Raw genomic sequence first — 19817 nt, forward strand, 5'->3', positions numbered from 1 at the left:
AGTTGTCTGTGCGTCACTCGATAGCGGTGGGTGAACGGCCAGCTGATACAATACTGCAGACCGCCGGAGTTACACCATTTCGAGGCGGTAGCCGCTGTCGTCACCGAGCGATTCGTACACGATGCGTGCGGCAGCGATGTCCTGAATCGCGAGCCCGGTCGAGTCGAAGACGGTAATCCCGGACAGGTCCTCGCGGCCCGGCGCGTTCCCGACGACGATCTCGCCGAGTTCGGCGTCGATATCCGACTCGTCGATTTCACCCGTGCTCCAGGGGACGTTTATCTCGCCGGAGTGGGTCGTCTGTTCGAAGTCGTCGATGACGAGGGTCGCCTCGCGGATGACCTCCGTGTGGAGTTCCTGCTTCCCTTCGGCGTCGGCACCCATGGCGTTGACGTGGGTGTGTTCCCCGAGGTCCTCAAGCGTGACGATGGGGTCTTCGACCGGCGTCACGGTCGAGAGAACATCACACTGGGCCGCCTCGGAAATCGTGCCGGCTCGCACGTCGAACTCGTCGCCGAAGGTGTCGATGAACCGCTGGACGCGGTCGTCGTCGAGGTCGCTGACGACGACGGATTCAATCGGTCGTACCTGCGAGATGGCCTCCAGTTGCGTGTAGGACTGGACGCCGGCACCGATGATGCCCAGCGAGGACGCGTCCTCGACGGCGAGGTGGTCCGTCGCCACGGCGGCGGCCGCGCCGGTTCGCTTCATCGTCAGCGTCGTGGCGTCCATCACGGCAAGCGGGAAGCCGCTCTCGGGGTCCGTGTACACGAGCGTCCCCATCACGGTCGGCAGGTCGAACTCGTCGGGGTTGTCCGGGTGAACATTCACCCACTTGATGCCCGACGCTTCCCAGTCGTCCGTTTCGAGGTAGGCCGGCATCGACCGGAAGTCCCCGTTGTGCTGTGGCAGGTCGATGTAGGACTTCGGCGGCATCTGCGCCGTGTCGTTTTCGTATGCGGCGAACGCGGCCTCGATGGCCGGCACGAGGTCCGCCATCTCGACGGCCGCCTCGATGTCCGTACTGGGGACGATAGTCGTCTGGTTGTCCTGTCGTGCTGTCGAATATAGTGAGTTGCTCATAGTGGTTCGAATCTGTGATATCGGTTTATTCGATCGCGCTATACTGATTCAATGTCCGTCTCGGCGCTCGTTGGCAATCCTAGAACGACCCCTGAGACAGCGTTTTGAGGTGGGTGAGACGGCCGCGGTGCTCCGCGTCGTCGAACGACTCGACCTTCGCGAGGACGCGACAGCCGACGATGTCTGTCTCGCCGTTCTCGAAGTGGAGACGGGTTTCGCCGACCTGTGCGACCAGCTCGCCGGATTCCTCGTCGAGTTCCGTGACGTACACCTCGATCTCCTCGCCCGCCGCGAACGTCGGCGTGGTCGTCCTGAAGGACATCCCAGTGAGGAATTTACTGAATATGCTCATAGACGGGTCACATCCTTGGATTTGCGGTCAGTGGTGTATTCGAGCCCGAAGCCGGTCAGTGCGGAGAGCAGGAACACACCGAACAGGAACCAGCCGTGGAAGACGTACGGCCACACCTGCACGGGGTTGACGACCATCGCACTGGTGAACCACTCGTACTGGTTCGGGAGGCCTTGCAGCGTCGCGAAGCCGATGAGCACGCCGCCGCCCCACGGGAAGATGTACCCGAGCGCCGAGGTGTTCGCGTCGAGGATATTCGCTCGACGGTAGCTGTTGATGTTGTACCGCTGGCCGATGCGGGCGATGTACGGCGCGATCGCGATCTCTGCGGCCGTGTTGATCGTGATCATCGAGTTGACGAGGGCAGTGCCGACCACCATCGTCGTTTCGGCCTTGCGAACGCCCGTTGCGACGTTTTCGAGGAGCCACTCCTGGATCGCCTCGAAGCCACCGCCACGGATCATGATCTCTGACCCGGCGACGATGAGCAACACGAGAACGATTAGCGGGAAGAACCCGGCTGCACCGTTGTAGATCGACCCGGTGACGCCAGCGTTTTGCGGCGCGACCACTTCCGCGATGGGAAGTGAGCCAGCCCAGCTTGCGGCCGAAGACGTTTCCGGGACCTTGAACAGCAACACGGCACTCAGCGGTGCGAGACCGAAGACGATGTTGAAGGCAACGGCGACGACGAGGCCCCACGAGATCGCCTCGACGATGTGTCGGCCCATGACTGCCGTCACAATGACGACGAGCATGGAAATGAGATGCAACAGTCCCGCCGGCTCGCTGTTCTGGACGAACAGGTCCTGTGCCTGCTGGGAGATGTCCAGCCCGGGCATCGCGTTCCCGGCGAAAACGTACGCCGCGAGCGCCAACACCGCAGCGATGATGGCGTACTTGAACCGCGAGGCGACGACGCCGCCGATGTCGGCGTCCTGTGTCACCGCACTCACGATTGTCGTATCACTGACCGGTGCCAGGTTGTCGCCGAAGACAGCCCCTGAGAGAATTGCTCCGAACAACAACACCGGATTCGCACCGAGCAGGATGCCGGCCGGGAAGAACAGCGCCGAGAAGGCGACTGCCGCGCCGTACCCGGTGCCGATACCGGTCGTGAAAAGCGCAGCGAGGATGAAGGTGGCGGCGGGGAACAGCGCGCCCCCGACTTCGGCCGCGTTCGCTGCCCAGACGAGTCCGCCGACGAAGCCACCTGCCTGCAGCGTGTTCGAGAACATCCCTGCCCAGAGCCACGCGACGACTGCCGTCGCGGCGACCCGCTTTGTCATCCCATCGAAGATGGTGTTCGCGTAGTTCTTCCAGTCTCCCTTGGCGAAGAACATCCCGACGATGAGCGCCACGAGCATCCCTGCGACGAGTCCAGTCGTGTCCCCGATACCGAACAGGCCACTCTGGACAATTGCCCACAGGATAAACAACCCTATGGGAATGACGCTCATCCACCGTCCGCCGTAGAACTCGATTGCTTCGACGTCCGGACCAGAGATCTCCTCGATCTCTGTCCCATCGCCACTATCCGTGTCTGACATGCATTCTGTGCCTCGTCAGATACACACGCAAAAGATCATGATAATAACTATCTCTCCGGTAACAAATCACGGGAGCCGCCTCTGGTGAAGTCTTGTCTCGTTCCGGCCGCTGTAGCTATATAAAAGTCCACTTCTATTGGATCCGGGACAGCGTCCTGACCTTATATATCGCACAAATCCCGGAAGACGGACTAATTTCGGGCGTGAGATTGTAAAATATACCTATGGGTAATCACACTCTCAGTAGCTATCACATCTACACATAATATCCACCGAACCAGTTCCACTATGTCCGGACCTTTTTATATCACTATCAAGTCCACAGTGGTATGGACAGCTCTAGCGGTCGTCGTCTCCAGACGACCGAAACCTCCCTTGCGATCATCGATGCGGTAAACGAGCTGGGGGAGGCTCGAATGAGTGAGCTTGCGGACCGGCTGGACCTCTCGACGAGTACCATTCACGTTCACCTCAAGACACTCTTGGATCAGGAGTATCTGGTCAAACGGGGCGAGCAGTACCGACTCGGTATGAAGCTGTTCCACCTCGGAGAGGGCGCTCGGACCCGAAACGAGTGGTACGAGGTCGCCCGTCGCAAAACACACGAACTCGCCGATAGCTGTGGCGAGGAGGTCACGTTCGCCGTCGAGGAGTACGGGCGTGCGATAACGCTGTTCAACGTCGTCGCTAACGTCCCGTCGAAAGGGTTCCAGGTGGGCCGGTACTACTACCTGCACAACTCGGCAGTCGGCAAGGCGATTCTCGCCGCGTTGCCGGAGACCCGAGTCAACGAGATTCTCGACCGGTGGGGGCTGCCCGCCGAGACAGAGTATACAATCACCGACCGCGAAACCCTCATGGAAGACATCGAACGCACGAACGAGCGCGGCTATTCGGTGAACGATCAGGAAGCGGTCGAGGGGCTTCGCTCGGTCGGCGTACCGGTCACCGCCCCACACGGCGGCGTCCTCGGCGCACTGGACATCTCCGGCCCGCTGTATCGGCTGCCGCCGAACGAAGAACTCGCGTCGATGCTGCAAGACGTCGTCGAGGAGTTGGAGTCAGAACTCGGAGTCGAATAGGCATTCGGTTGCGCTCGCGGTCCAGGAGGCGTTCAGCCGCGCTTGGGGTCACAAATGCTGAACAGGGACCGGGACGCTGGCTCTGACAGTACGGACCCGGCAAGGCGAAGCATGGATCGACGCCGTACCGTCGTCAGTACCGGCCAGCGTCTCTCGGGCCGAGAAGCGTGGCCTCGACTTTCCGGAGGTGTTCATGGAACGTCGTCTTCGCGATATCGAGTTCGTCGGCCAACTCGCTCCCGCTTACCGCCCTCGGGTAGTCGTAATAGCCGCGTTTGCGGGCCAGTTCGAACACTTCGCGCTGCTTGTCGGAAAGCTGCCGGACAGCCAATCCATCGCGTTCTCTGCTTCCGGTGGTCGCCGACGTGATCTGTGTGATGGTGATTGTTGCGTCTTTCTGTGCACACACGGCGTCGAGTTTCTCCTGTATCGTCGCCCGCGATTCGTCGATGGCGACCGTCCAGTACTCGGTCCCGTTGCGGATTCGAATCGGCTCCTGGTTCATGAACCCGTGTGAGACCAGCGCGTCGTGGATGCTCTCCTCGGGGCCGTACTCGACGAGCAGCGTGCTCGTCGCTTTGTTTACCGGTGCGGATATGCCGCCGAAGCTGCGACGGGTATCCATCTCTGTGACTGTCTCGGTGTGGTCGGACGCCCGAGTCGCCGCGACGAGTGCGTCGACCGCGTCCGCCGACTCCGCGTATGCGACGACGTGGGCCTTGACCTTCTCGTCGACCAGATACGCGGCGTTGACCAGCAGTCTGGCCGAGGTGGCCGCCGTCACCTCCCGCATCCAGCAGTCGGGATGCTCCAGTTCGAGTGTCAGCTGGAGACCGCCACTGGCCGAGTTAGCGGTCGCATCGGAGCCGTCAGCGCCCATCGTTCTCTCCGGGTCCTGAGACGTGACTGTGCTTGGTTGCGTTTGCTTTCACCACGGGGAATCGTCCTCCAGTGGTCTCACTGAGTGCCACACATGTAAGGCTCTGGTTTGTCAGTCACGTCGGCGATGTACATCAGTATGGACTTGCGGCGAAAATACGACGAAGGCACGCCCGCCGTTGTGCTCGCAGAGGGCGAGTTCGGACAACCGGAAGGCAAGACGGCCAACGGAATCGTCATGCACGGAGAGCTGTTCGACGCGCAGGCCGTCGTGGACTCGACGTGTCCGAGCCCCAACGCTGGAGCGGCCCTTGATTGGCCGGCTGCCGACGACGTGCCGGTCGTCGAAACCGTCACCGAAGCGCTGAACCGAGCCCCGGACGCAGCCGTCCTCGTCATCGGCGTTGCGCCCGCTGGCGGTGACCTTCCGGCGGCCTGGGTCGAGGCTATCCAGCGTGCGATGGAACGGGGCTGTGACGTCGTCTCCGGCCTGCACGTCTTCTTGAGCGAGCGCCCAGCCTGGACCGAGCGCGCACAGCAACACGGTGTCGACCTCGTCGACGTCCGGAAACCGCCGTCCGTCGCCGACCTGACGCTCGGCGACGGCCGCGGGAGCGAAGCCGACGCGGACGTGGTCCTGACGATGGGAACCGACTGTGCGGTCGGGAAGCGAACGACGACCTTCGAACTGTACCGGGCGGCGACCGATGCCGGGCTCGACGCCGGCTGGGTCGCGACTGGACAGACCGGCATCCTCGTCGGCGCGGACCGCGGTGTCGTCATCGACCGGGTTCCGGCCGACTTCGTTTCGGGCATCGTCGAGGACATGGTGCTCGACGTCGCAGCGGACCACGATATCGTGTTTGTCGAGGGGCAGGCCGCGCTCACGCACACCGCATACGGCGGGGTGACGCTCGGGCTGCTTCACGGGGCGGCCCCCGATGCAGTCGTGCTAGCCGACGACCCTTCTCGGGAGGCCCGGTCCCATTTCGACGACCTCACCGTGGCCGGCGTCGAAGCCGAACGTCGCGCGATTACCGACCTCGCGGATACGACAGTCGCCGCGCTCTCCACCTGGGGCGATCCGGAGGAAGAAGCCGCTCGGACAGGCCTGCCAGCGGCGAACACCTACGACGATGACGGCCCGGAGACACTCCTCACGGCCGTCCTGGAGGCGCTATGACCCGTATCGACCGCATCTCCGTCGAACCGCTCGATCACGAACTCCGCGAACCGTTCGAAATCTCGCTTGGCACTCGGGAGAAAGCGCGGAATCTGGTCGTTACAGTGGAGACAGATTCTGGCGTGGTCGGCCACGGTGAGGGGTCCCCGCTGCCGCCGGTGACCGGCGAGACGCAGGCGGCCGCCGTGGCGACCGCCCGGTCGGTTACATCGCTGCTTGAGGGAGCGTCTCTCGCCGATTACCGCGAACTCGTCAGTGACCTGCGGGCAGCCGTGCCCGGAGGGGTTTCAGCACTGTTCGCCGTCGAGACGGCACTGCTCGACGCCTACTGTCGCGACCGGGGCATCCCGCTCTCGGAGCTGTTCGGCGGAGCGCCGACCACAGTTACGACGGATATCACCGTTCCGATAGTCACGCCCGACGCGGCAGCCGAGCGAGCCACGCGCGCCGCAACTGCGGGCTTCGACCACATCAAGGTCAAAGCCGGCGGAGAGGTCGACGCCGACGTGGCCCGGACTGTCGCAGTCGCGGACGCCGCGCCCGACGCAACGATTACCGTGGACGCGAATCAGGGCTGGACGCCGAAGGCCGCAGCGACGTTTGTCGACGAGGTGACCGCGGCCGGGGTCGACCTCGCCCTGGTCGAACAGCCGACGCCGAAAGACGACATCTGCGGGCTTGCGAGGGCACGCGACAGACTCTCGGTCCCTGTCGCCGCGGACGAGGCCGTGTTCACGCCGGCAGACGCAACGGCCGTGGTTCGCGAAGGGGCTGCCGACGTGATCAACGTCAAACTCGGGAAATCGGGGCTCCTCGGGGCAGCGGCGATTGTGAACATCGCCGAGGCCGCCTCCCTCGACTGTATGCTCGGCTGTATGCTCGAAGGCGCAACCGGGATCGCGACGAGCGCCCACCTCGCCGCTGGGCTCGGTGCCTTCGATTACGTCGACCTGGACGGCCACCTGCTGTTTGACGAGTGTCCGCCGTCAATGTCGTTCGGCCCGCGTATCGATATCGACGGGCCGGGACACGGGGTTTCACCGCCGGCGGCTGTGTGTGACGCGACTGAACGCTGACGCTGTGTGGCGTTTCTCTACGCAAAATAGCGTCCGAGCGGTTACTCTGCCGACTCCGCCGCCTCTTCGACATCGGGACCGTCCTCGGAAGCATCGCTACCGGTTGTCGCTCCGTCTGCATCCCCGCCGTCGGTTGCCGCACTGTCCGCAGTGGCGGGGTCGTCGGCTGCTGCATCGGCCGCCGACTCGCTGTTGTCTGAATCGCTTCGTTCGTCAGCTGGCTCCGTAGTGTCAGTGTCAGCTTCGAGCGATTCGGCCATCTCAGCCATCGCTGCAGCGGATTCGTCCGGCCGGTCCAGCACCGCCTCGGTGTGCATCCGCATCTCCTCGCTGGTCCGGATCGTCCCGTCGACCGTCGCGTTCTCGTGGAGTTCGACGGTCGTCCCCGAGATGTCGCCCCAGATCTTCGCTCCCGGGCCGACACGGACGGTGCCGCTGCGAGTCGTTACGTCCCCTTTGATCTCCGTGCCCCGGCCGACCACGATATCGTCTTTCGCGCGGAGGCTCCCGAAGACGACCGTGTCACGGCCGACTTCGAGGGACTTCGCGCGGATGTTGCCGTGGAGCCGGCAGTCGTCGCCGACCGTTGCCGGCGTCGAGACGCGCCAGGCGTCGTCCGAGACGCTCGCACCGCGTGGAATCAGAACCGGGTCGTGCTCGTCACTGCCGTCGTCTAGCATCTCGTCGATTACTTCCTCGGCCGCGTCTTCCTCGCCGATGCGGAGGAGTTGCGAGAGGTAGACGAACAGGAAGACGATGGTCGGCATCGGATTGCGGATGACGATCCAGCCGTTCGCCTCGAACCCGTTCTCGATGTCCACGTCGTCGCCGATATCAAGGTCGCCCGCGACACGGAGTTCGCCGCCGATGTGTACCCGTTCGCCGATGTAGGCGTCTTCGCCGACGAGGACGTTGTCCGCGACGTCACACCACATGTCCAGCCGACAGTCACCTTCGGCTTCGATGTGGCCGCCAAAGCGGACCCGCTCGTCGGCGATGACTGTCCGCCCGCGTACGCCGAACTCCACGGTCGACTGGCCGCCGACGATGACGTCGCCGTCGGTCACCAGGTCGTGTTCCTCGACGGTCGTCCCGTCGGGAATGTCGAGTTCGGACAGCGGGTCGGAGCCGAGAGGCACGGTTACTATAGCGGTTCCGTTCGTATTAAACCCTCATGACGTGCATGACGGGCGTCTGACGCTGGTCCGACGGGAACGGCATTCCCCTCCGTAGTGCGCTGGTGACGGCGCAGTCAGTAACGGTCTGTTCGAACGTCGATAACAGCGAGAACGTGACAGCTGAACGGCCATAACGAACTAGTTCGCTGATACAGTGGCTCCGGTATGTTACTCGAACGCCGCCACCTCTCGCTTGCACTCGTAATGCTACTGACAGCGTCCGCCGGCTGTAGCGGGCTGCTGGGTACTGATTCGGGCACAGACGGTACGGACGCCGAAGTAACGGCGACGCAGATTGATGCCAACGGCCCCGCCCCCGGGTCGTCCGGGTTCGACGCGGCGGCCGTCGAACGCGGGCACTTCGAGACGCTGTCGAACTCGTCGTTCACCACCTCGCTGTCGTTCCAGCTCTCGACGGTCCGCGACGGCGAGAACCGGTCGGTGTTCATCAACCGGACCGTCGCTATCGACCGCGACAGCGACCGGTCGCTGGCGACGGGCGAACTGGTCCAGGCCAGCGGCGACACGCTGGCGACGACGACCTACACGGCTGACGGGACCACCGCCGAGCGTCGAGTCCTCACCCGCGGTGACGACACGAGGACGGACTACCGCTCGGCATCACCGCCGTACGATGGCCAGGTCCAGCCCGTCAACGAGAGCAGCGTCATCGACCGCTCGCTGCTGCAATCACTAGGGTCGGACATCAACTGGACCTACGCCGGTACCGAGACGGTCGACGGTGACAGCGTCTCGCGGTTCGAAGCAACCGGGAGCGACGTCACCGGCTTCGCTGCCGACGACGCCGTCTCGACGAACGTCTCGGCCAACGGGACGACACAGTCGGCCAGCGCGACCGTTCTCGTCGACGAGGACGGCGTCGTCCGAATGTTCGAGTACAGCGTGACAACTGAGCGGGACGGCCAGCCGGTGACGGTGACGCTGTCGCTCTCCGTCTCGCAGGTCGACGACACCATCGTCGCGGAACCGGACTGGCTGTCAAAGGCAGCGAACTGACGAACGACGGAAAAACTACAGGGACTGGCCGGCGCTGAACTGCCTGGCGACCCACTGTGAACTGTCGAGCGCCTCGACGCCGTCCTGAAGACGCGACAGCCGGTCCCTTGTTTCCGCTTCGTCCAGTTCAAACGCCCGCTCGATGGCGTCCGCAATCGCCTCGATGTCGTGCGGATTGACCGTCAGCGCGCCGTCGAGATGGGTCGCCGCGCCGGCCAGTTCGCTCAGCACGAGCGAGCCGTCGCCGTCGACACAGGCCGCTGGGTACTCGTGGGCGACGAGGTTCATGCCGTCGCGATGGGGCGTCACGACCGCGACTTCTGCGGCCCGGTACAGCCCGGCGAGCGTCTCGTTGTCGAGTTTGGCCTCGGTGTAGACGATGGGCTGCCAGTCGTCGGTCCCGAAGCGGTCGTTGACGCGCTCGACGGCATCGACGACGTCCGCTCTGTAGCGGCGGTAGGCGGCGATCCCCTCCCGGGTTCGGCTCGCCTTCTGGACGTACGTGAATTCTCTTCGCAGGTCCGGCCGCCGGTCCCAGAGGTGTGCCAGCGCCTCGATCCGTTCGGGGATGCCCTTCGAATAGTCGAGCCGTTCGACGCCGAGCGCGAGGCGAATCGACGTGTCCGAGCGGCTGCCGCCCAGCACAGTATCCCGGATACTGGTCACGTCAGCAGCCCGTGCTCGGTCCCGAACCCCCTCGACGTCGATTCCCAGCGGGTTCGCGACGGCTCGTGTCTTGTCACCGCTGCGGGTGACTATTCCGCCGTCCGTGTCGACGGTCGCCGCGGGGAACGCGCTGTCGACGCAGTGCAGGAACTGCTCGGCGTACGCTGTCGTGTGAAAGCCGATGACGTCACAGGCCAGCAATCCGTCGAGGAGCGCGTCGCTGTGGGGGCAGTGCCTGAACACCGACGGCGCGGGCCAGGGGATGTGCCAGAACTGCAACAGCGTCGTATCCGGTCGCCGCTGTCGGACCAATCTGGGCGCGAGCGCCAGGTGGTAGTCCTGGAACCAGACCGACTGGTCCGCGTCGGCGACCGCATCGACGGCCTCGGCGAACTGCTCGTTGACGGCGCGGTACTGCTCCCAGTAGGCGGGCTCGGCCCACATTCGGCCCGTGTCTTCGTGACAGAGGGGCCAGAGAACCTGATTGGCGTAGCCGTAGTAGTAACCCTGAACTGCCGCGTCGGAGAGGGGAACGCGTTTCAGGTCGTATGTGGGGGCAGACGGCGGGACTTCGACGATGCCCTCCTCGGCAACGGCCATATCGGCGTCGCCGCTGCCCCAGGCGACCCAGGTGCCGCCCCGTGACTGCATCACCGGGTCGAGTGCGCTCGTCAGCCCACCCGCCGCGGACTGGACCCGTATCTCACCGTCGTCGTCCCGCTCGTGGCTATACGGTTCGCGGTTCGAGACGACCACCAGCGAATCCGGAACTGCACCGTCTTGCGCGTTTACTGACAGTTCCGGGGCCATTTGCCTGCGGTAAGTGCTTCCCTGCCTTGAGACTGTCGTGGACTACTGACTCGTGTTTCCAACGTAACAAGTCCTCGGGCTTGTGACGCCTGTCCTCCATGTCTGACGGTAAGAGAAAACTTATACCGGAGGCCTCGAAAGAAAGGGGTGAAAGCCGAAAGGGCACCCGGGTAGGGGTACACGGACGTGCCATTTCGGCTCAACTCGGTTTATCTGGACACGAATTCGATAGCGACAGCTACGCTGTGGGACGTTGGTAGTGTGAAAGCGGTATGACTGGCTCGGTGAACAAGACAGAAGCACGTCCACTCCGTGGTGTCTGACAACAGATGGAATTTCACACCTGGGAACCGGTGTACGAGGATATCCTCGACGATTTCGGCTATCCTCGCGATGGCGACGAGCGTGCCCGCGACCGGTTCGGAGACCTGCTCGGCGACGACAGCACGTACGACCCGGCGCGACTCGAACTCGACGGCGCAATGGTTGCCGTCGCCGGGGCCGGCCCATCACTCGAAGCCGAGGCCGACCGGGTAGTCGATGCTGACGTGGTCTTCGCGGCCTCCACGGCCGCCGACCGCCTCCAGACGGAAGGTGTGGCCATCGACTGCATGGTCACGGACTTGGATAAGAACGCCGGTACCGGCCGAGAACTGACCGCCGACGGGACGCCGGTCGTCGCCCACGCCCACGGCGACAACATCCCCGCACTGGAGACACACATTCCGACTTACGACAGCGAGTTCGTCGTGCCGACGACGCAGGCGGCCCCCGCCCGGCCGGTCCGCAACTACGGCGGTTTCACCGACGGCGACCGCGCCGCGTTCCTCGCGGACCACTTCGGCGCTGCCGCGCTGGTGTTCCCCGGCTGGGACTTCGACGACCCGTCCGTGACTGCGGAAAAGCGACAGAAACTCCGCTGGGCCGAGCGCCTGCTCCACTGGCTAGAACAGCGCCGCGGCGAGCGCTTCGACGTGCTCGACGGCCGACGTGACGACATCGAGCCAGTCGCTACCGACTGAAAACGACGCCCCGACTCAGGGCGCTAACACGTCGATGGTCGTGTCGATAGTGTCCGGTTCGGCAGCGCGGGGGAACGAGATGTTGATCGCGTCCACGCCATCGATGTCTTCGAACTGTGTGATGTGGTCGCGACAATCCTCGGGCGTACCGGCGACGGCGATGCTGTCCAGTAGCTCGTCGCTGATCGCGTCGACGGCAGCCGCTTTGTCGCCCGATCCCCACTGCTCGGCGATCTCGTAAGCGGTGTCCTCGTACCCCTGGCGGGCCAGCGCGTCGCGGTAGAACGTCCCCATACCGCCGATGTAGAACGCGACGTGCTGACGGGCCAGTTCGCGGGCCTGCTCCCGGTCGTCCATCGCACAGCACGTCAGCGACAGCGTCACCCGCTGGTCTGACCGGTTGCGGTCGCCGAGATCCGCTCCGCGCTCGAAGTCTTCCAGTCGGTCTCGGAGGCCGTCGGCGGTCAGCATCAGCGCGTGCCAGCCGTCGGCGAAGCGACCGGCGAGTTCGACCGATTTCGGGCCGAGGCCGCCGGCGTCTACGGGCGGCGCGGGTTCGGGCGGCTCACAGCGCAGTCGGAACCCGGACAGCGAAAAGATGTCCCCGTCGTAGTCGACGGTCTCCCCGGAGAGCACCAGTTTCATGATGTCGACGGTCTCCCGCGTGTACTTGAGCGGATTCTCGAACTCACGGCCGTGCCAGCCTTCGATGACGATAGGGCCCGACGGGCCAACACCGGCGCGGAAGCGGCCGTCCGAAACCTCCTGCAGCGTCGCCGCAGTCTGGCCGAGCAGCGCCGGCGACCGCGAGTACACGTTCAGAATCGAGGACCCGAGACCGACCGTCGACGTGTGCTCGGCGATGCTAGTCAGCGTCGTCACCGCGTCCCGCCCCCACGTCTCCGGGAGCCAGACCCGGTCGTAGCCACTGTCCTCGGCCTGCTGACTCATCTCGACCAGCGTGTCGACCGACGGCTGTGCCGCGACCGGGAGATACACGTCTCGCGCTGTCATCTGTCGCCCTCCACGCGTCGAGCGATGACTGGCTGGACGCCTGTCAGCGACTGGAACGTACGTACCTGAGACATGGCTCGCAGTGCGGCCGCACGGGAGATAAAGCCACATGAGAGGGGGAGTGTCGCCCGTTGTCCGCGGTTTATTCACGGGACGGTGACCGGGTCGCCACGCCTCAGGAGGGGCTACCTGGTGTCGTCGTCGGCTACGGCCTGGCTTTCTACTTGGTGTCGCTGGCGCTCGAAGACCTCCCGGTGCCGTCGGCATCCTGCTCATCATCATCGCCGTGTACTGTGGCAGCGTCCTGTCCGAGATGTCCGTGCACTGAGCGGGGACCGGTCACGTCACATGTGAAGCTGTGAGTGGGCCCGTACCGGACGGCTGGACGCTCGACTCGGCGACCGGCTATATGAGGCCGCCGCTTCTACGGGTGCCTATGCCGTTCGACCCGGACCGCGTGACGACGATTACCTTTGACTCGTACAGCACCATCGTTGATGTCGAAGCGGCGCAAAAGGCCCTCGCCGACCGGGTGGACGACCCCCGGCCGGTGTCCCGGCTCTGGCGCTCCCGTTCGCTGGCGTACACCTTCCTCGCCAACCAGATCGACGCCTACAAGCCGTTCTACGAGATGAATCGCGATGCGCTCCAGTACGCGCTGGACGCCCACGGCGTCGACATCACGACGGAGGAGCGCGACGAGATTCTCGCGGTCTACCACGAACTCGACGTGTTCGACGACGTACGGGACGGCATGAACAGGCTCTACGACGCCGGCTACGACCTCTATGTCGTCTCGAACGGCAACCCCGAGATGCTCGAATCGATGGTCGACTTCGCCGGCATCGGCGGTCTGCTCGAAGACACCGTCAGCGCAGACGAGATCCAGACGTTCAAGCCGGCGGCCGAACTGTACCGTCATGCGGCAGAGAGAACGGGGACCGAAATCGAGGAAATCGCCCACGTCACCGCAGGCTATTTCGACGTGTACGGTGCGATGCACGCCGGGATGCAAGGCGTCTGGGTCAACCGCGATGACGGCCCGTGGGACGCCTTCGCCGGCGAGCCGGACCTGACCATCAGGTCGTTCCACGACCTCCACGACGAACTAGTCTGAGACGGGACAGTACCACTGTTGGGGTCTCTGTGTTGGTTCGCCGATAGAGCGTCAGTTTCCGTATATAACCAGGAAGACCTGAGCGGCGGCCTCTGACAACGTACTATGTTGCTACCCGCGCAGGAGATTCAACACTTCATCGACAACATCGGTTTCGACGGCGAGAATATAGTGCTCGTCAGGTTCCAGCACCGTATCAGCTCCTGCGAGGTCCGGTCCGCCGTCGAAATCAGCAGGCTACCGGCCGGGAGAGCGATTTCATCGAGGCGACGCCCAGCAACGGGGGCCGACGGGGAGACGCTCACCTCAATGATATCGAGATCGGCAGTCGGATAGACAAGCGTCCGAATATCCTCGCCGGTCAGTATATCAGCCGCGTGGTCGCCACCGAGATACTCGGGTAGCAGCGTCGCATCCACCACCTCGTCGTACTCCTGCTCCGTCCCCGTCTCTGCCCTCGCAATGGTCCGAATCGACGGAACGTACTGTTGGGCCTCCATACAGATTGCGAGGTTCGTGCCTGGTTCGTCAGTGAGTGCAGCGATAGCGTCGGCATCGGCCAGGTCGGCCTGCTCAAGAATCGACGGGCGTGTGGCGTCGCCGTGGATAACGGGGCCGAGATACGCATCGGACAACGCCGCAACACGCTCCTCGTCAGACTCGATTAGCAGTACGTCGTGACCCTGGTCCGCGAGATTCTCAGCGGTCTGTTTCCCGACACGGCCGCCACCGGCGATGACGAATCGCTTTGTTCGGGTCATTGAGAGATTGTTTAAAACGCGTCATCTTCAATGCCCCGGCGGTTCTAATGGACCGGGAACACAACCTGTCGTGCCGGGGGACAGGCTATCATAAGCCTTTAAGAAATCCACTTACCGTTCTTACAATAGAAGAACTTACCCCGGTAATCAAATGGACCGAAAAGAGTGCATACGGCGTACGATGGATGGCACGCCGAATAAAAACAGGACGCAATGAGTAAGAGCCAGACTCGATCACCCGAGGCTGAACTCGGGTTACTTGACGCGACGATGATTGGGATGGGAGCGATGATCGGGGCCGGTATCTTTGTGCTGACAGGACTGGCTGCCGAAATCGCTGGTCCGGCAGCGATTCTTGTCTTTGCGTTGAATGGCGTCGTAACAGCGTTCACAGGACTCTCGTATGCGGAACTTGCCGCCTCGATTCCGAAAAGCGGCGGTGGCTACGCGTTCGTGCGAGAGATATTCGACGACTTTGCCTCGTTCATCATGGGCTGGATGCTCTGGTTTGCCTACATGATTGCCGGGGCGCTGTATGCGCTGGGTTTTGCACCGAACTTTCTCGAATTGCTGCACGTCTATGGTGTGGTCCCGCCACCGGATCAAGTGGGGGCTGTCGCGGTTCCAGTCATCGACGCGGCGCTCCCGCTGGCCTTCCTGCTGGCGTTCGTGGCGGTACTCGGTTTGGTGGCGCTCAACGCCGTCTCGACGGCCGCCAGCGGCAGTGTCGAGACGATTTTCACCATCATCAAAGTCTCCATTCTGGTGGTGTTCGTCGCGTTCGGACTCGCGTCTCCGATGTTCTCCGGGGCCGAATTCCAGCCGCTGTTTCCACAGAGCAGCGGGGCGGCCGCGGTTCTGCCGGCGATGGGGCTAACCTTCATCGCCTTCGAGGGGTACGACCTCATCACCACCGTCACCGAGGAGGTACAGAACCCGCGTGAAAACATCCCCAAGGCGATATTCATCAGTCTCGCTGTTACGGTTGTCGTCTATCTGGCAGTTGTGACCGTCGCCGTCGGCACGCTCGGGGCTCAAGGACTCGCCGACGCCGGCGAGGCGGGCATCGCCACGGCAGCCACATCGTTCATGCCGACCGGATTACCGATTATCCAGAACGGTGGTGCACTCATTGTTTTCGGGGCCGTGTTCTCGACACTCACCGCCCTCAACGCAGTCGTCATCGCGTCGTCACGCGTGGCGTTCTCGATGGGACGTGAGGGACAGTTGCTCCCGTCGATCGGTCAGATTCACCACCGCTACGGGACGCCGTTCGTCGCAATCCTCGCCAGCGCAGTCGTGATGCTCGGGTCAGTGGCACTGCCGACACAAAGTGCTGGCAACATGTCGAGCCTGTTTTTCCTGTTGTCGTTCGTCATCGTCAACGTCGCCGTCATCAGACTCCGCAGGGAGCGCCCGAACATGAACCGGCCGTACGAGATGCCGTTCTACCCGGCGCCGCCACTGATTGGTATCGCGCTCAATCTGCTTCTAACAGGGGTGCTCGTGGAGTACCTGCTCCGAACAGATCCATTGGCGTTGGCACTCAGCATGGCGTGGATTCTGCTCGGAGCCCTCGTGTATTTCGCGCTTAAACGTGTGAGAGAGCAATCGGACCGCGAACAGGCGGCTGCCGCCACTGAAATAACACCTGAAGCTGAAGACTAACCATGACTAGTGACCTCGACATTATCATCGCTGGCGGTGGACGTGTCGGTTTCCAAACAGCCGAGATACTCGCTGACCGCGGTCACGACGTGACGATAATCGAACGCGATGACCGGATTGTCTCGGATATCGCCGATCAATGGATAGCGACTGTTATCCAGGGTGACGCGACAAATCCGGATATCATCGAACAGGCAGGCCTTGAGCGAGCGGACGTAATTGCCGCGCTTACGGGTGAAACAGGGCTAAATCTCGCGGTCTGTTTAGCTGCTGCAGAGTTGACACCCGACATCCGAACGGTCGCCCGTATCGACCGCACTGGCGGGGAGTCATACACCCGATTTGTCGACGCGGTAGTCTTCCCGGAACGGGCCGGGTCGAGGGTGGCAGCCAACGAAATCATAGGGAGTGATGTCCAGACGCTCGCCGACGTGACTGGCAACCTCGATATCATGCTCATCCGCGTTGCTGACGACGCCCCGGCCGCCGGAAAACCCCTCTCAGATGTCCGCTTTCCCGAGGGAACCCTCGTCGTGTCCGACGCGAACGGTGAGCGAATCGCTCGTGCTGACACGACCCTGACACCGGGGAGCAGCTACGTCGTCGCTGTCGAACCTGCTGTGGTCGATGAGGTCATGCATTTGATGCGTGGCTAGTGACCCGTGGTCGGTCCTATTCCCTGATGGAGAGAGCCGCGTGATTTCCTCGTTCCGATGAACAGCCACCGACGGCCAGTATTGTTGCACCGGACTGTGTGGGCATCGCTGCAGTCGGCCCAGTCGCGCCACCTACACACGCCGCGATAGCGACGCTCGCAACTCGCCGGCGAGTTCGCGGTGGCCGTCTTCGGCGAGGCTGTCGGCGACCACTTTCAGTGCTACCGCGGCGCCGCCGACGTAGAGGCTGCCGCTGTCTTTCTCGACGACTACCACGTCGGTCACCTCAGCGACGGCCCGGAGACTTGCCCGTGCGTCGTCGGTCAGGTCACCGAGCAGGAACGTCAGCGTCGCGCCGTCGTCGGTGCCGCCGGCGACCGTCTCGCCGAGGGCCTGATGCCGGGCCACCTCCCGCAGCGTCACGTCGGTCAGTTCCGCCACGGTGGGGCCGGGCTCAGTTTCGGCACGCGTCGTCCGCTCGTCGCCGAGCGCGTCGGCCACCTTGACCACGTCGTGGGTCTCGCGTGTGTCGTGCGTTCGGATGATGTGGGCCCCGCGTTCGACTTCCATCGTCGCCGCAGCCAGTGACACGGCGAGTTGGTTCTCCGTCTCGGGCTGGTCGGCCAGGTCACCGAGGAAGTCCTCGCGGTTGGTCGCCGTGAGCATCGGTCTGTCGAAGGCGCGGAACTCTCGGAGGCGGCGGAACATCTCCCAGTTGTCCTCGAACTCCTTGCCGTCGTACCAGCCGCCGAATGCCGGGTCGATGATTGTCTTGTCCGTGAACCCGTCCCGCTGGAGCGCCTCGAAGATGTCGTCGATGCTCTTCAGCGCGCCGGGCCGGGCCAGGTCCGGCGGACTGGCCATCTTGACGACCGGCATGTCGTGGTCTTCGACGACACCTTTCATCTCCGGGTCGGCGAAGCCACACACGTCGTTGATAAGGTCAAACCCGTGGCCGATGGCCTCCTCGGCGACCTCTGCGTACCGAGTTTCGAGCGACAGCGGCACGTCGGCGTCGAGTTCGTCGACGAGCGGCGCGACCTCTTCGAGCCGGTCTTTCTCCATCTCGACCGGCTTGGACTCGTACTTGGGGTTGGCCGACTGGAGGCCGACGTCGATGATGTCTGCGCCGGCGGGGACGAGGTTCTCCTCGATTGCGTCGGCGGCTTCCGCGGGGTCCAGATACACGCTCGGCTTGTACCCGGAGTTCGAACTCATGTTCAACACGCTCATGACGCGTGTCGGGTGCCCATCACCCACCGGGAGGCCGTCGATTTCGACCGTTCGCATACCGCTCCCTGAGGACTGTGGATACAAAGGTCCCGCGACATCGGCGGACCGACGACGCTATGCTACGTATCACTGACACGAGATCACCGCGTTTTATATATACGGTTGCATGAATTATACGGGATGGGTGGGGAGTTAATGGTCGCATTCGATCTCGATTCGTTCGAGGCCGTAACACAGCAGTTGATGGCTGCGGAGTCCGAGCGTGAGATATGCGAGATCGCAATGTCGGGGATTTCGTCTGTGTTCGACGTGCCACTCGGAGCGCTGTGGCTGTATGACAGCGACGCGTCGGAACTGCAGTTGGCGGCGTCGACGGAGCGGGCGGACGAGGTATTCGACTGGCCGGTCACCTACCGGCCCGGCAACAGTCTCTCGTGGGAGGCGTTCGAGCAGGACGAAGTTCGGACGTACTCGGAACTCGACGACGAGCAGCGCCAGTACAACGAGAACTCGCCCGTCAGCAGCGAGATCATCCTGCCGCTTGCCGAGTACGGCGTTATCAACATCGGGTCCCTCGCCCCCGTTACGTTTGACGGCGAAACGCTTCGACTCGCCCGGATGTACGCGACGCACGTCCAGGCAGCACTGCAAAAAGCCGAGCGCGAGCACGACCTCCGCGTCCAGCGCGACCGGATGGAACAGTTCATCGGCGTCGTCTCCCACGACCTCAGAAATCCCCTCCACGTCGTCGAGGGGCGACTCGAACTCGTGCGAGAGACCGGCGACCTGTCCCATCTCGAAGATGCGGAGGAAGGTGTGGCTCGCATGGAAGCGCTCATCGACGACCTGCTGACCCTCGCAAAGAAGGGGTATGCGGTCGAAGACCGAACCGCCATTTCGCTCGATACCATTGTCGAACAGACCTGGGAGATGGCCAGAACGGCTGACGCAACGCTGCGGGTCGAAGGGTCCGCCCCGGTGTTCGGTGACCAGAACCGCCTCAAACAGGTGTTCGAGAACCTCTTTCGGAACGCGGCGGACCACGCGGGCGACGACGTGACCGTCTGGGTCGGTCCGATTCTCGACGACGGGACAGCCGAGATAGACACTGCAGACGAGCGAACCGAGGGCCGCGTGACCGGCTTCTACGTCGCTGATGACGGGCCCGGCATCCCCTCCGATGAACTAGACTCCCTTCTCTCGGTAGACAGCTTTTCAGGGAGTGACACCGGCCTTGGCCTGTCTATCGTAACGCAGATAATCGACGCCCACGGCTGGGACATCTCGGTGACAGAGAGCAGGGCCGGCGGCGCACGATTCGAAGTGACTGACGGGACGAAACCAGTCTCACCGTTCCACTCCTGGTAGCGTGGAGACGGCGACTGACAGCGTCCGAACCGGGTCGACCGACAACGCCCGAATCGGGTATCAGTGCTGTCCACGACGGGATTGACAGATTTATTTGCTCGC

General features: G+C 63.3%; 17 protein-coding genes and 2 pseudogenes. 10 read left to right on the plus strand and 9 right to left on the minus strand.

Features of this window, described 5'->3' with window-relative positions:
• Window positions 1-69: 69 nt before the first annotated feature.
• From SG26_RS12660 to SG26_RS12670, 3 genes are all read right to left on the minus strand, one after another.
• Complete coding sequence (locus tag SG26_RS12660; protein ID WP_014039888.1) at window positions 70-1083, minus strand: alanine dehydrogenase; 1014 nt, start codon at window positions 1081-1083, stop codon at window positions 70-72.
• A 79-nt stretch (window positions 1084-1162) separates the two neighbouring features.
• A complete protein-coding gene (locus tag SG26_RS12665; protein WP_050037749.1) occupies window positions 1163-1435 on the minus strand; it encodes a hypothetical protein in 273 nt (90 codons plus the stop codon).
• Complete coding sequence (locus tag SG26_RS12670; RefSeq protein WP_014039890.1) at window positions 1432-2985, minus strand: Na+/H+ antiporter NhaC family protein; 1554 nt, start codon at window positions 2983-2985, stop codon at window positions 1432-1434. The genes SG26_RS12665 and SG26_RS12670 overlap by 4 nt, the downstream gene beginning before the upstream one ends.
• Window positions 2986-3314: 329 nt before the next feature.
• On the opposite strand from SG26_RS12670, the gene SG26_RS12675 reads away from it, so the two are divergent.
• A complete protein-coding gene (locus SG26_RS12675) occupies window positions 3315-4067 on the plus strand; it encodes an IclR family transcriptional regulator (protein WP_050037750.1) in 753 nt (250 codons plus the stop codon).
• Window positions 4068-4200: 133 nt separating this feature from the next.
• Here SG26_RS12675 and SG26_RS12680 read toward each other — a convergent pair whose 3' ends face one another.
• Complete coding sequence (locus SG26_RS12680) at window positions 4201-4947, minus strand: helix-turn-helix domain-containing protein (RefSeq protein WP_050037751.1); 747 nt, start codon at window positions 4945-4947, stop codon at window positions 4201-4203.
• 138 nt (window positions 4948-5085) lie between these two features.
• On the opposite strand from SG26_RS12680, the gene SG26_RS12685 reads away from it, so the two are divergent.
• Together SG26_RS12685 and SG26_RS12690 are read left to right on the plus strand one after the other, a co-directional pair.
• On the plus strand, window positions 5086-6129 hold the full coding sequence (locus tag SG26_RS12685) for a DUF1611 domain-containing protein (RefSeq protein WP_050038282.1): 1044 nt from the start codon (window positions 5086-5088) through the stop codon (window positions 6127-6129).
• Window positions 6126-7205: a dipeptide epimerase gene (locus tag SG26_RS12690; RefSeq protein ID WP_050037752.1), complete on the plus strand. Its 1080-nt coding sequence runs from the start codon at window positions 6126-6128 to the stop codon at window positions 7203-7205. Before SG26_RS12685 ends, SG26_RS12690 begins: the two co-directional genes overlap by 4 nt.
• 41 nt (window positions 7206-7246) lie before the next feature.
• Here the strand turns inward: SG26_RS12690 and SG26_RS12695 are convergent, their stop codons facing one another.
• The gene (locus SG26_RS12695) at window positions 7247-8344 is read right to left on the minus strand and encodes a polymer-forming cytoskeletal protein (RefSeq protein WP_014039895.1); all 1098 of its coding nucleotides are present in this window, start codon (window positions 8342-8344) and stop codon (window positions 7247-7249) included.
• 204 nt (window positions 8345-8548) lie between these two features.
• On the opposite strand from SG26_RS12695, the gene SG26_RS12700 reads away from it, so the two are divergent.
• Window positions 8549-9400, plus strand: a complete 852-nt coding sequence (locus tag SG26_RS12700) for a hypothetical protein (RefSeq protein ID WP_050037753.1) — start codon at window positions 8549-8551, stop codon at window positions 9398-9400.
• Window positions 9401-9415: 15 nt separating this feature from the next.
• Here the strand turns inward: SG26_RS12700 and SG26_RS12705 are convergent, their stop codons facing one another.
• Window positions 9416-10876 carry a trehalose-6-phosphate synthase gene (locus tag SG26_RS12705; protein ID WP_050037754.1) on the minus strand — a complete coding sequence of 487 codons (1461 nt, stop codon included), beginning with the start codon at window positions 10874-10876 and terminating at the stop codon, window positions 9416-9418.
• A gap of 329 nt (window positions 10877-11205) precedes the next feature.
• On the opposite strand from SG26_RS12705, the gene SG26_RS12710 reads away from it, so the two are divergent.
• Window positions 11206-11898 (plus strand): 6-hydroxymethylpterin diphosphokinase MptE-like protein, encoded by a 693-nt coding sequence (locus SG26_RS12710; protein WP_050037755.1) that lies wholly within the window; start codon window positions 11206-11208, stop codon window positions 11896-11898.
• 15 nt (window positions 11899-11913) lie between these two features.
• Here SG26_RS12710 and SG26_RS12715 read toward each other — a convergent pair whose 3' ends face one another.
• Complete coding sequence (locus SG26_RS12715) at window positions 11914-12912, minus strand: TIGR04024 family LLM class F420-dependent oxidoreductase (RefSeq protein WP_050037756.1); 999 nt, start codon at window positions 12910-12912, stop codon at window positions 11914-11916.
• A 191-nt stretch (window positions 12913-13103) separates the two neighbouring features.
• On the opposite strand from SG26_RS12715, the pseudogene SG26_RS22205 reads away from it, so the two are divergent.
• Both SG26_RS22205 and SG26_RS12720 read left to right on the plus strand, forming a co-directional pair.
• A pseudogene (locus tag SG26_RS22205) lies at window positions 13104-13240 on the plus strand (QacE family quaternary ammonium compound efflux SMR transporter); the annotation flags it as partial.
• Between the two features lie 108 nt (window positions 13241-13348).
• Complete coding sequence (locus SG26_RS12720) at window positions 13349-14029, plus strand: haloacid dehalogenase type II (RefSeq protein WP_050037757.1); 681 nt, start codon at window positions 13349-13351, stop codon at window positions 14027-14029.
• A 111-nt stretch (window positions 14030-14140) separates the two neighbouring features.
• On the opposite strand, the pseudogene SG26_RS12725 reads toward SG26_RS12720, so the two are convergent.
• A pseudogene (locus SG26_RS12725) lies at window positions 14141-14790 on the minus strand (potassium channel family protein).
• Between the two features lie 213 nt (window positions 14791-15003).
• On the opposite strand from SG26_RS12725, the gene SG26_RS12730 reads away from it, so the two are divergent.
• Together SG26_RS12730 and SG26_RS12735 are read left to right on the plus strand one after the other, a co-directional pair.
• A complete protein-coding gene (locus SG26_RS12730) occupies window positions 15004-16458 on the plus strand; it encodes an APC family permease (protein ID WP_023843179.1) in 1455 nt (484 codons plus the stop codon).
• Between the two features lie 2 nt (window positions 16459-16460).
• Window positions 16461-17114 (plus strand): TrkA family potassium uptake protein, encoded by a 654-nt coding sequence (locus tag SG26_RS12735; RefSeq protein ID WP_050037758.1) that lies wholly within the window; start codon window positions 16461-16463, stop codon window positions 17112-17114.
• A 132-nt stretch (window positions 17115-17246) separates the two neighbouring features.
• On the opposite strand, the gene SG26_RS12740 is transcribed toward SG26_RS12735, so the two are convergent.
• A complete protein-coding gene (locus SG26_RS12740) occupies window positions 17247-18404 on the minus strand; it encodes a dihydropteroate synthase (RefSeq protein ID WP_014039903.1) in 1158 nt (385 codons plus the stop codon).
• 138 nt (window positions 18405-18542) lie between these two features.
• On the opposite strand from SG26_RS12740, the gene SG26_RS12745 reads away from it, so the two are divergent.
• Window positions 18543-19715, plus strand: coding sequence for a HAMP domain-containing sensor histidine kinase (locus SG26_RS12745; protein ID WP_014039904.1), 1173 nt, complete (start codon window positions 18543-18545; stop codon window positions 19713-19715).
• The last annotated feature ends 102 nt before the right edge of the window (window positions 19716-19817 follow it).

The sequence above is a fragment of the Haloarcula sp. CBA1115 genome, assembly GCF_000827835.1.
Taxonomy (GTDB): Archaea; Halobacteriota; Halobacteria; order Halobacteriales; family Haloarculaceae; genus Haloarcula; species Haloarcula hispanica.

Bases quoted from the DNA above. Each gene is read 5' to 3' on its own strand.
- SG26_RS12670 (WP_014039890.1), bottom strand. From the start codon at position 2,985: ATGTCAGACACGGATAGTGGCGATGGGACAGAGATCGAGGAGATCTCT.
- SG26_RS12720 (WP_050037757.1), top strand. From the start codon at position 13,349: ATGCCGTTCGACCCGGACCGCGTGACGACGATTACCTTTGACTCGTAC.
- SG26_RS12740 (WP_014039903.1), bottom strand. From the start codon at position 18,404: ATGCGAACGGTCGAAATCGACGGCCTCCCGGTGGGTGATGGGCACCCG.
- SG26_RS12675 (WP_050037750.1), top strand. From the start codon at position 3,315: ATGGACAGCTCTAGCGGTCGTCGTCTCCAGACGACCGAAACCTCCCTT.
- SG26_RS12690 (WP_050037752.1), top strand. From the start codon at position 6,126: ATGACCCGTATCGACCGCATCTCCGTCGAACCGCTCGATCACGAACTC.
- SG26_RS12700 (WP_050037753.1), top strand. From the start codon at position 8,549: ATGTTACTCGAACGCCGCCACCTCTCGCTTGCACTCGTAATGCTACTG.
- SG26_RS12735 (WP_050037758.1), top strand. From the start codon at position 16,461: ATGACTAGTGACCTCGACATTATCATCGCTGGCGGTGGACGTGTCGGT.
- SG26_RS12685 (WP_050038282.1), top strand. From the start codon at position 5,086: ATGGACTTGCGGCGAAAATACGACGAAGGCACGCCCGCCGTTGTGCTC.
- SG26_RS12680 (WP_050037751.1), bottom strand. From the start codon at position 4,947: ATGGGCGCTGACGGCTCCGATGCGACCGCTAACTCGGCCAGTGGCGGT.
- SG26_RS12730 (WP_023843179.1), top strand. From the start codon at position 15,004: ATGAGTAAGAGCCAGACTCGATCACCCGAGGCTGAACTCGGGTTACTT.
- SG26_RS12745 (WP_014039904.1), top strand. From the start codon at position 18,543: ATGGTCGCATTCGATCTCGATTCGTTCGAGGCCGTAACACAGCAGTTG.
- SG26_RS12665 (WP_050037749.1), bottom strand. From the start codon at position 1,435: ATGAGCATATTCAGTAAATTCCTCACTGGGATGTCCTTCAGGACGACC.
- SG26_RS12660 (WP_014039888.1), bottom strand. From the start codon at position 1,083: ATGAGCAACTCACTATATTCGACAGCACGACAGGACAACCAGACGACT.
- SG26_RS12705 (WP_050037754.1), bottom strand. From the start codon at position 10,876: ATGGCCCCGGAACTGTCAGTAAACGCGCAAGACGGTGCAGTTCCGGAT.
- SG26_RS12715 (WP_050037756.1), bottom strand. From the start codon at position 12,912: ATGACAGCGCGAGACGTGTATCTCCCGGTCGCGGCACAGCCGTCGGTC.
- SG26_RS12710 (WP_050037755.1), top strand. From the start codon at position 11,206: ATGGAATTTCACACCTGGGAACCGGTGTACGAGGATATCCTCGACGAT.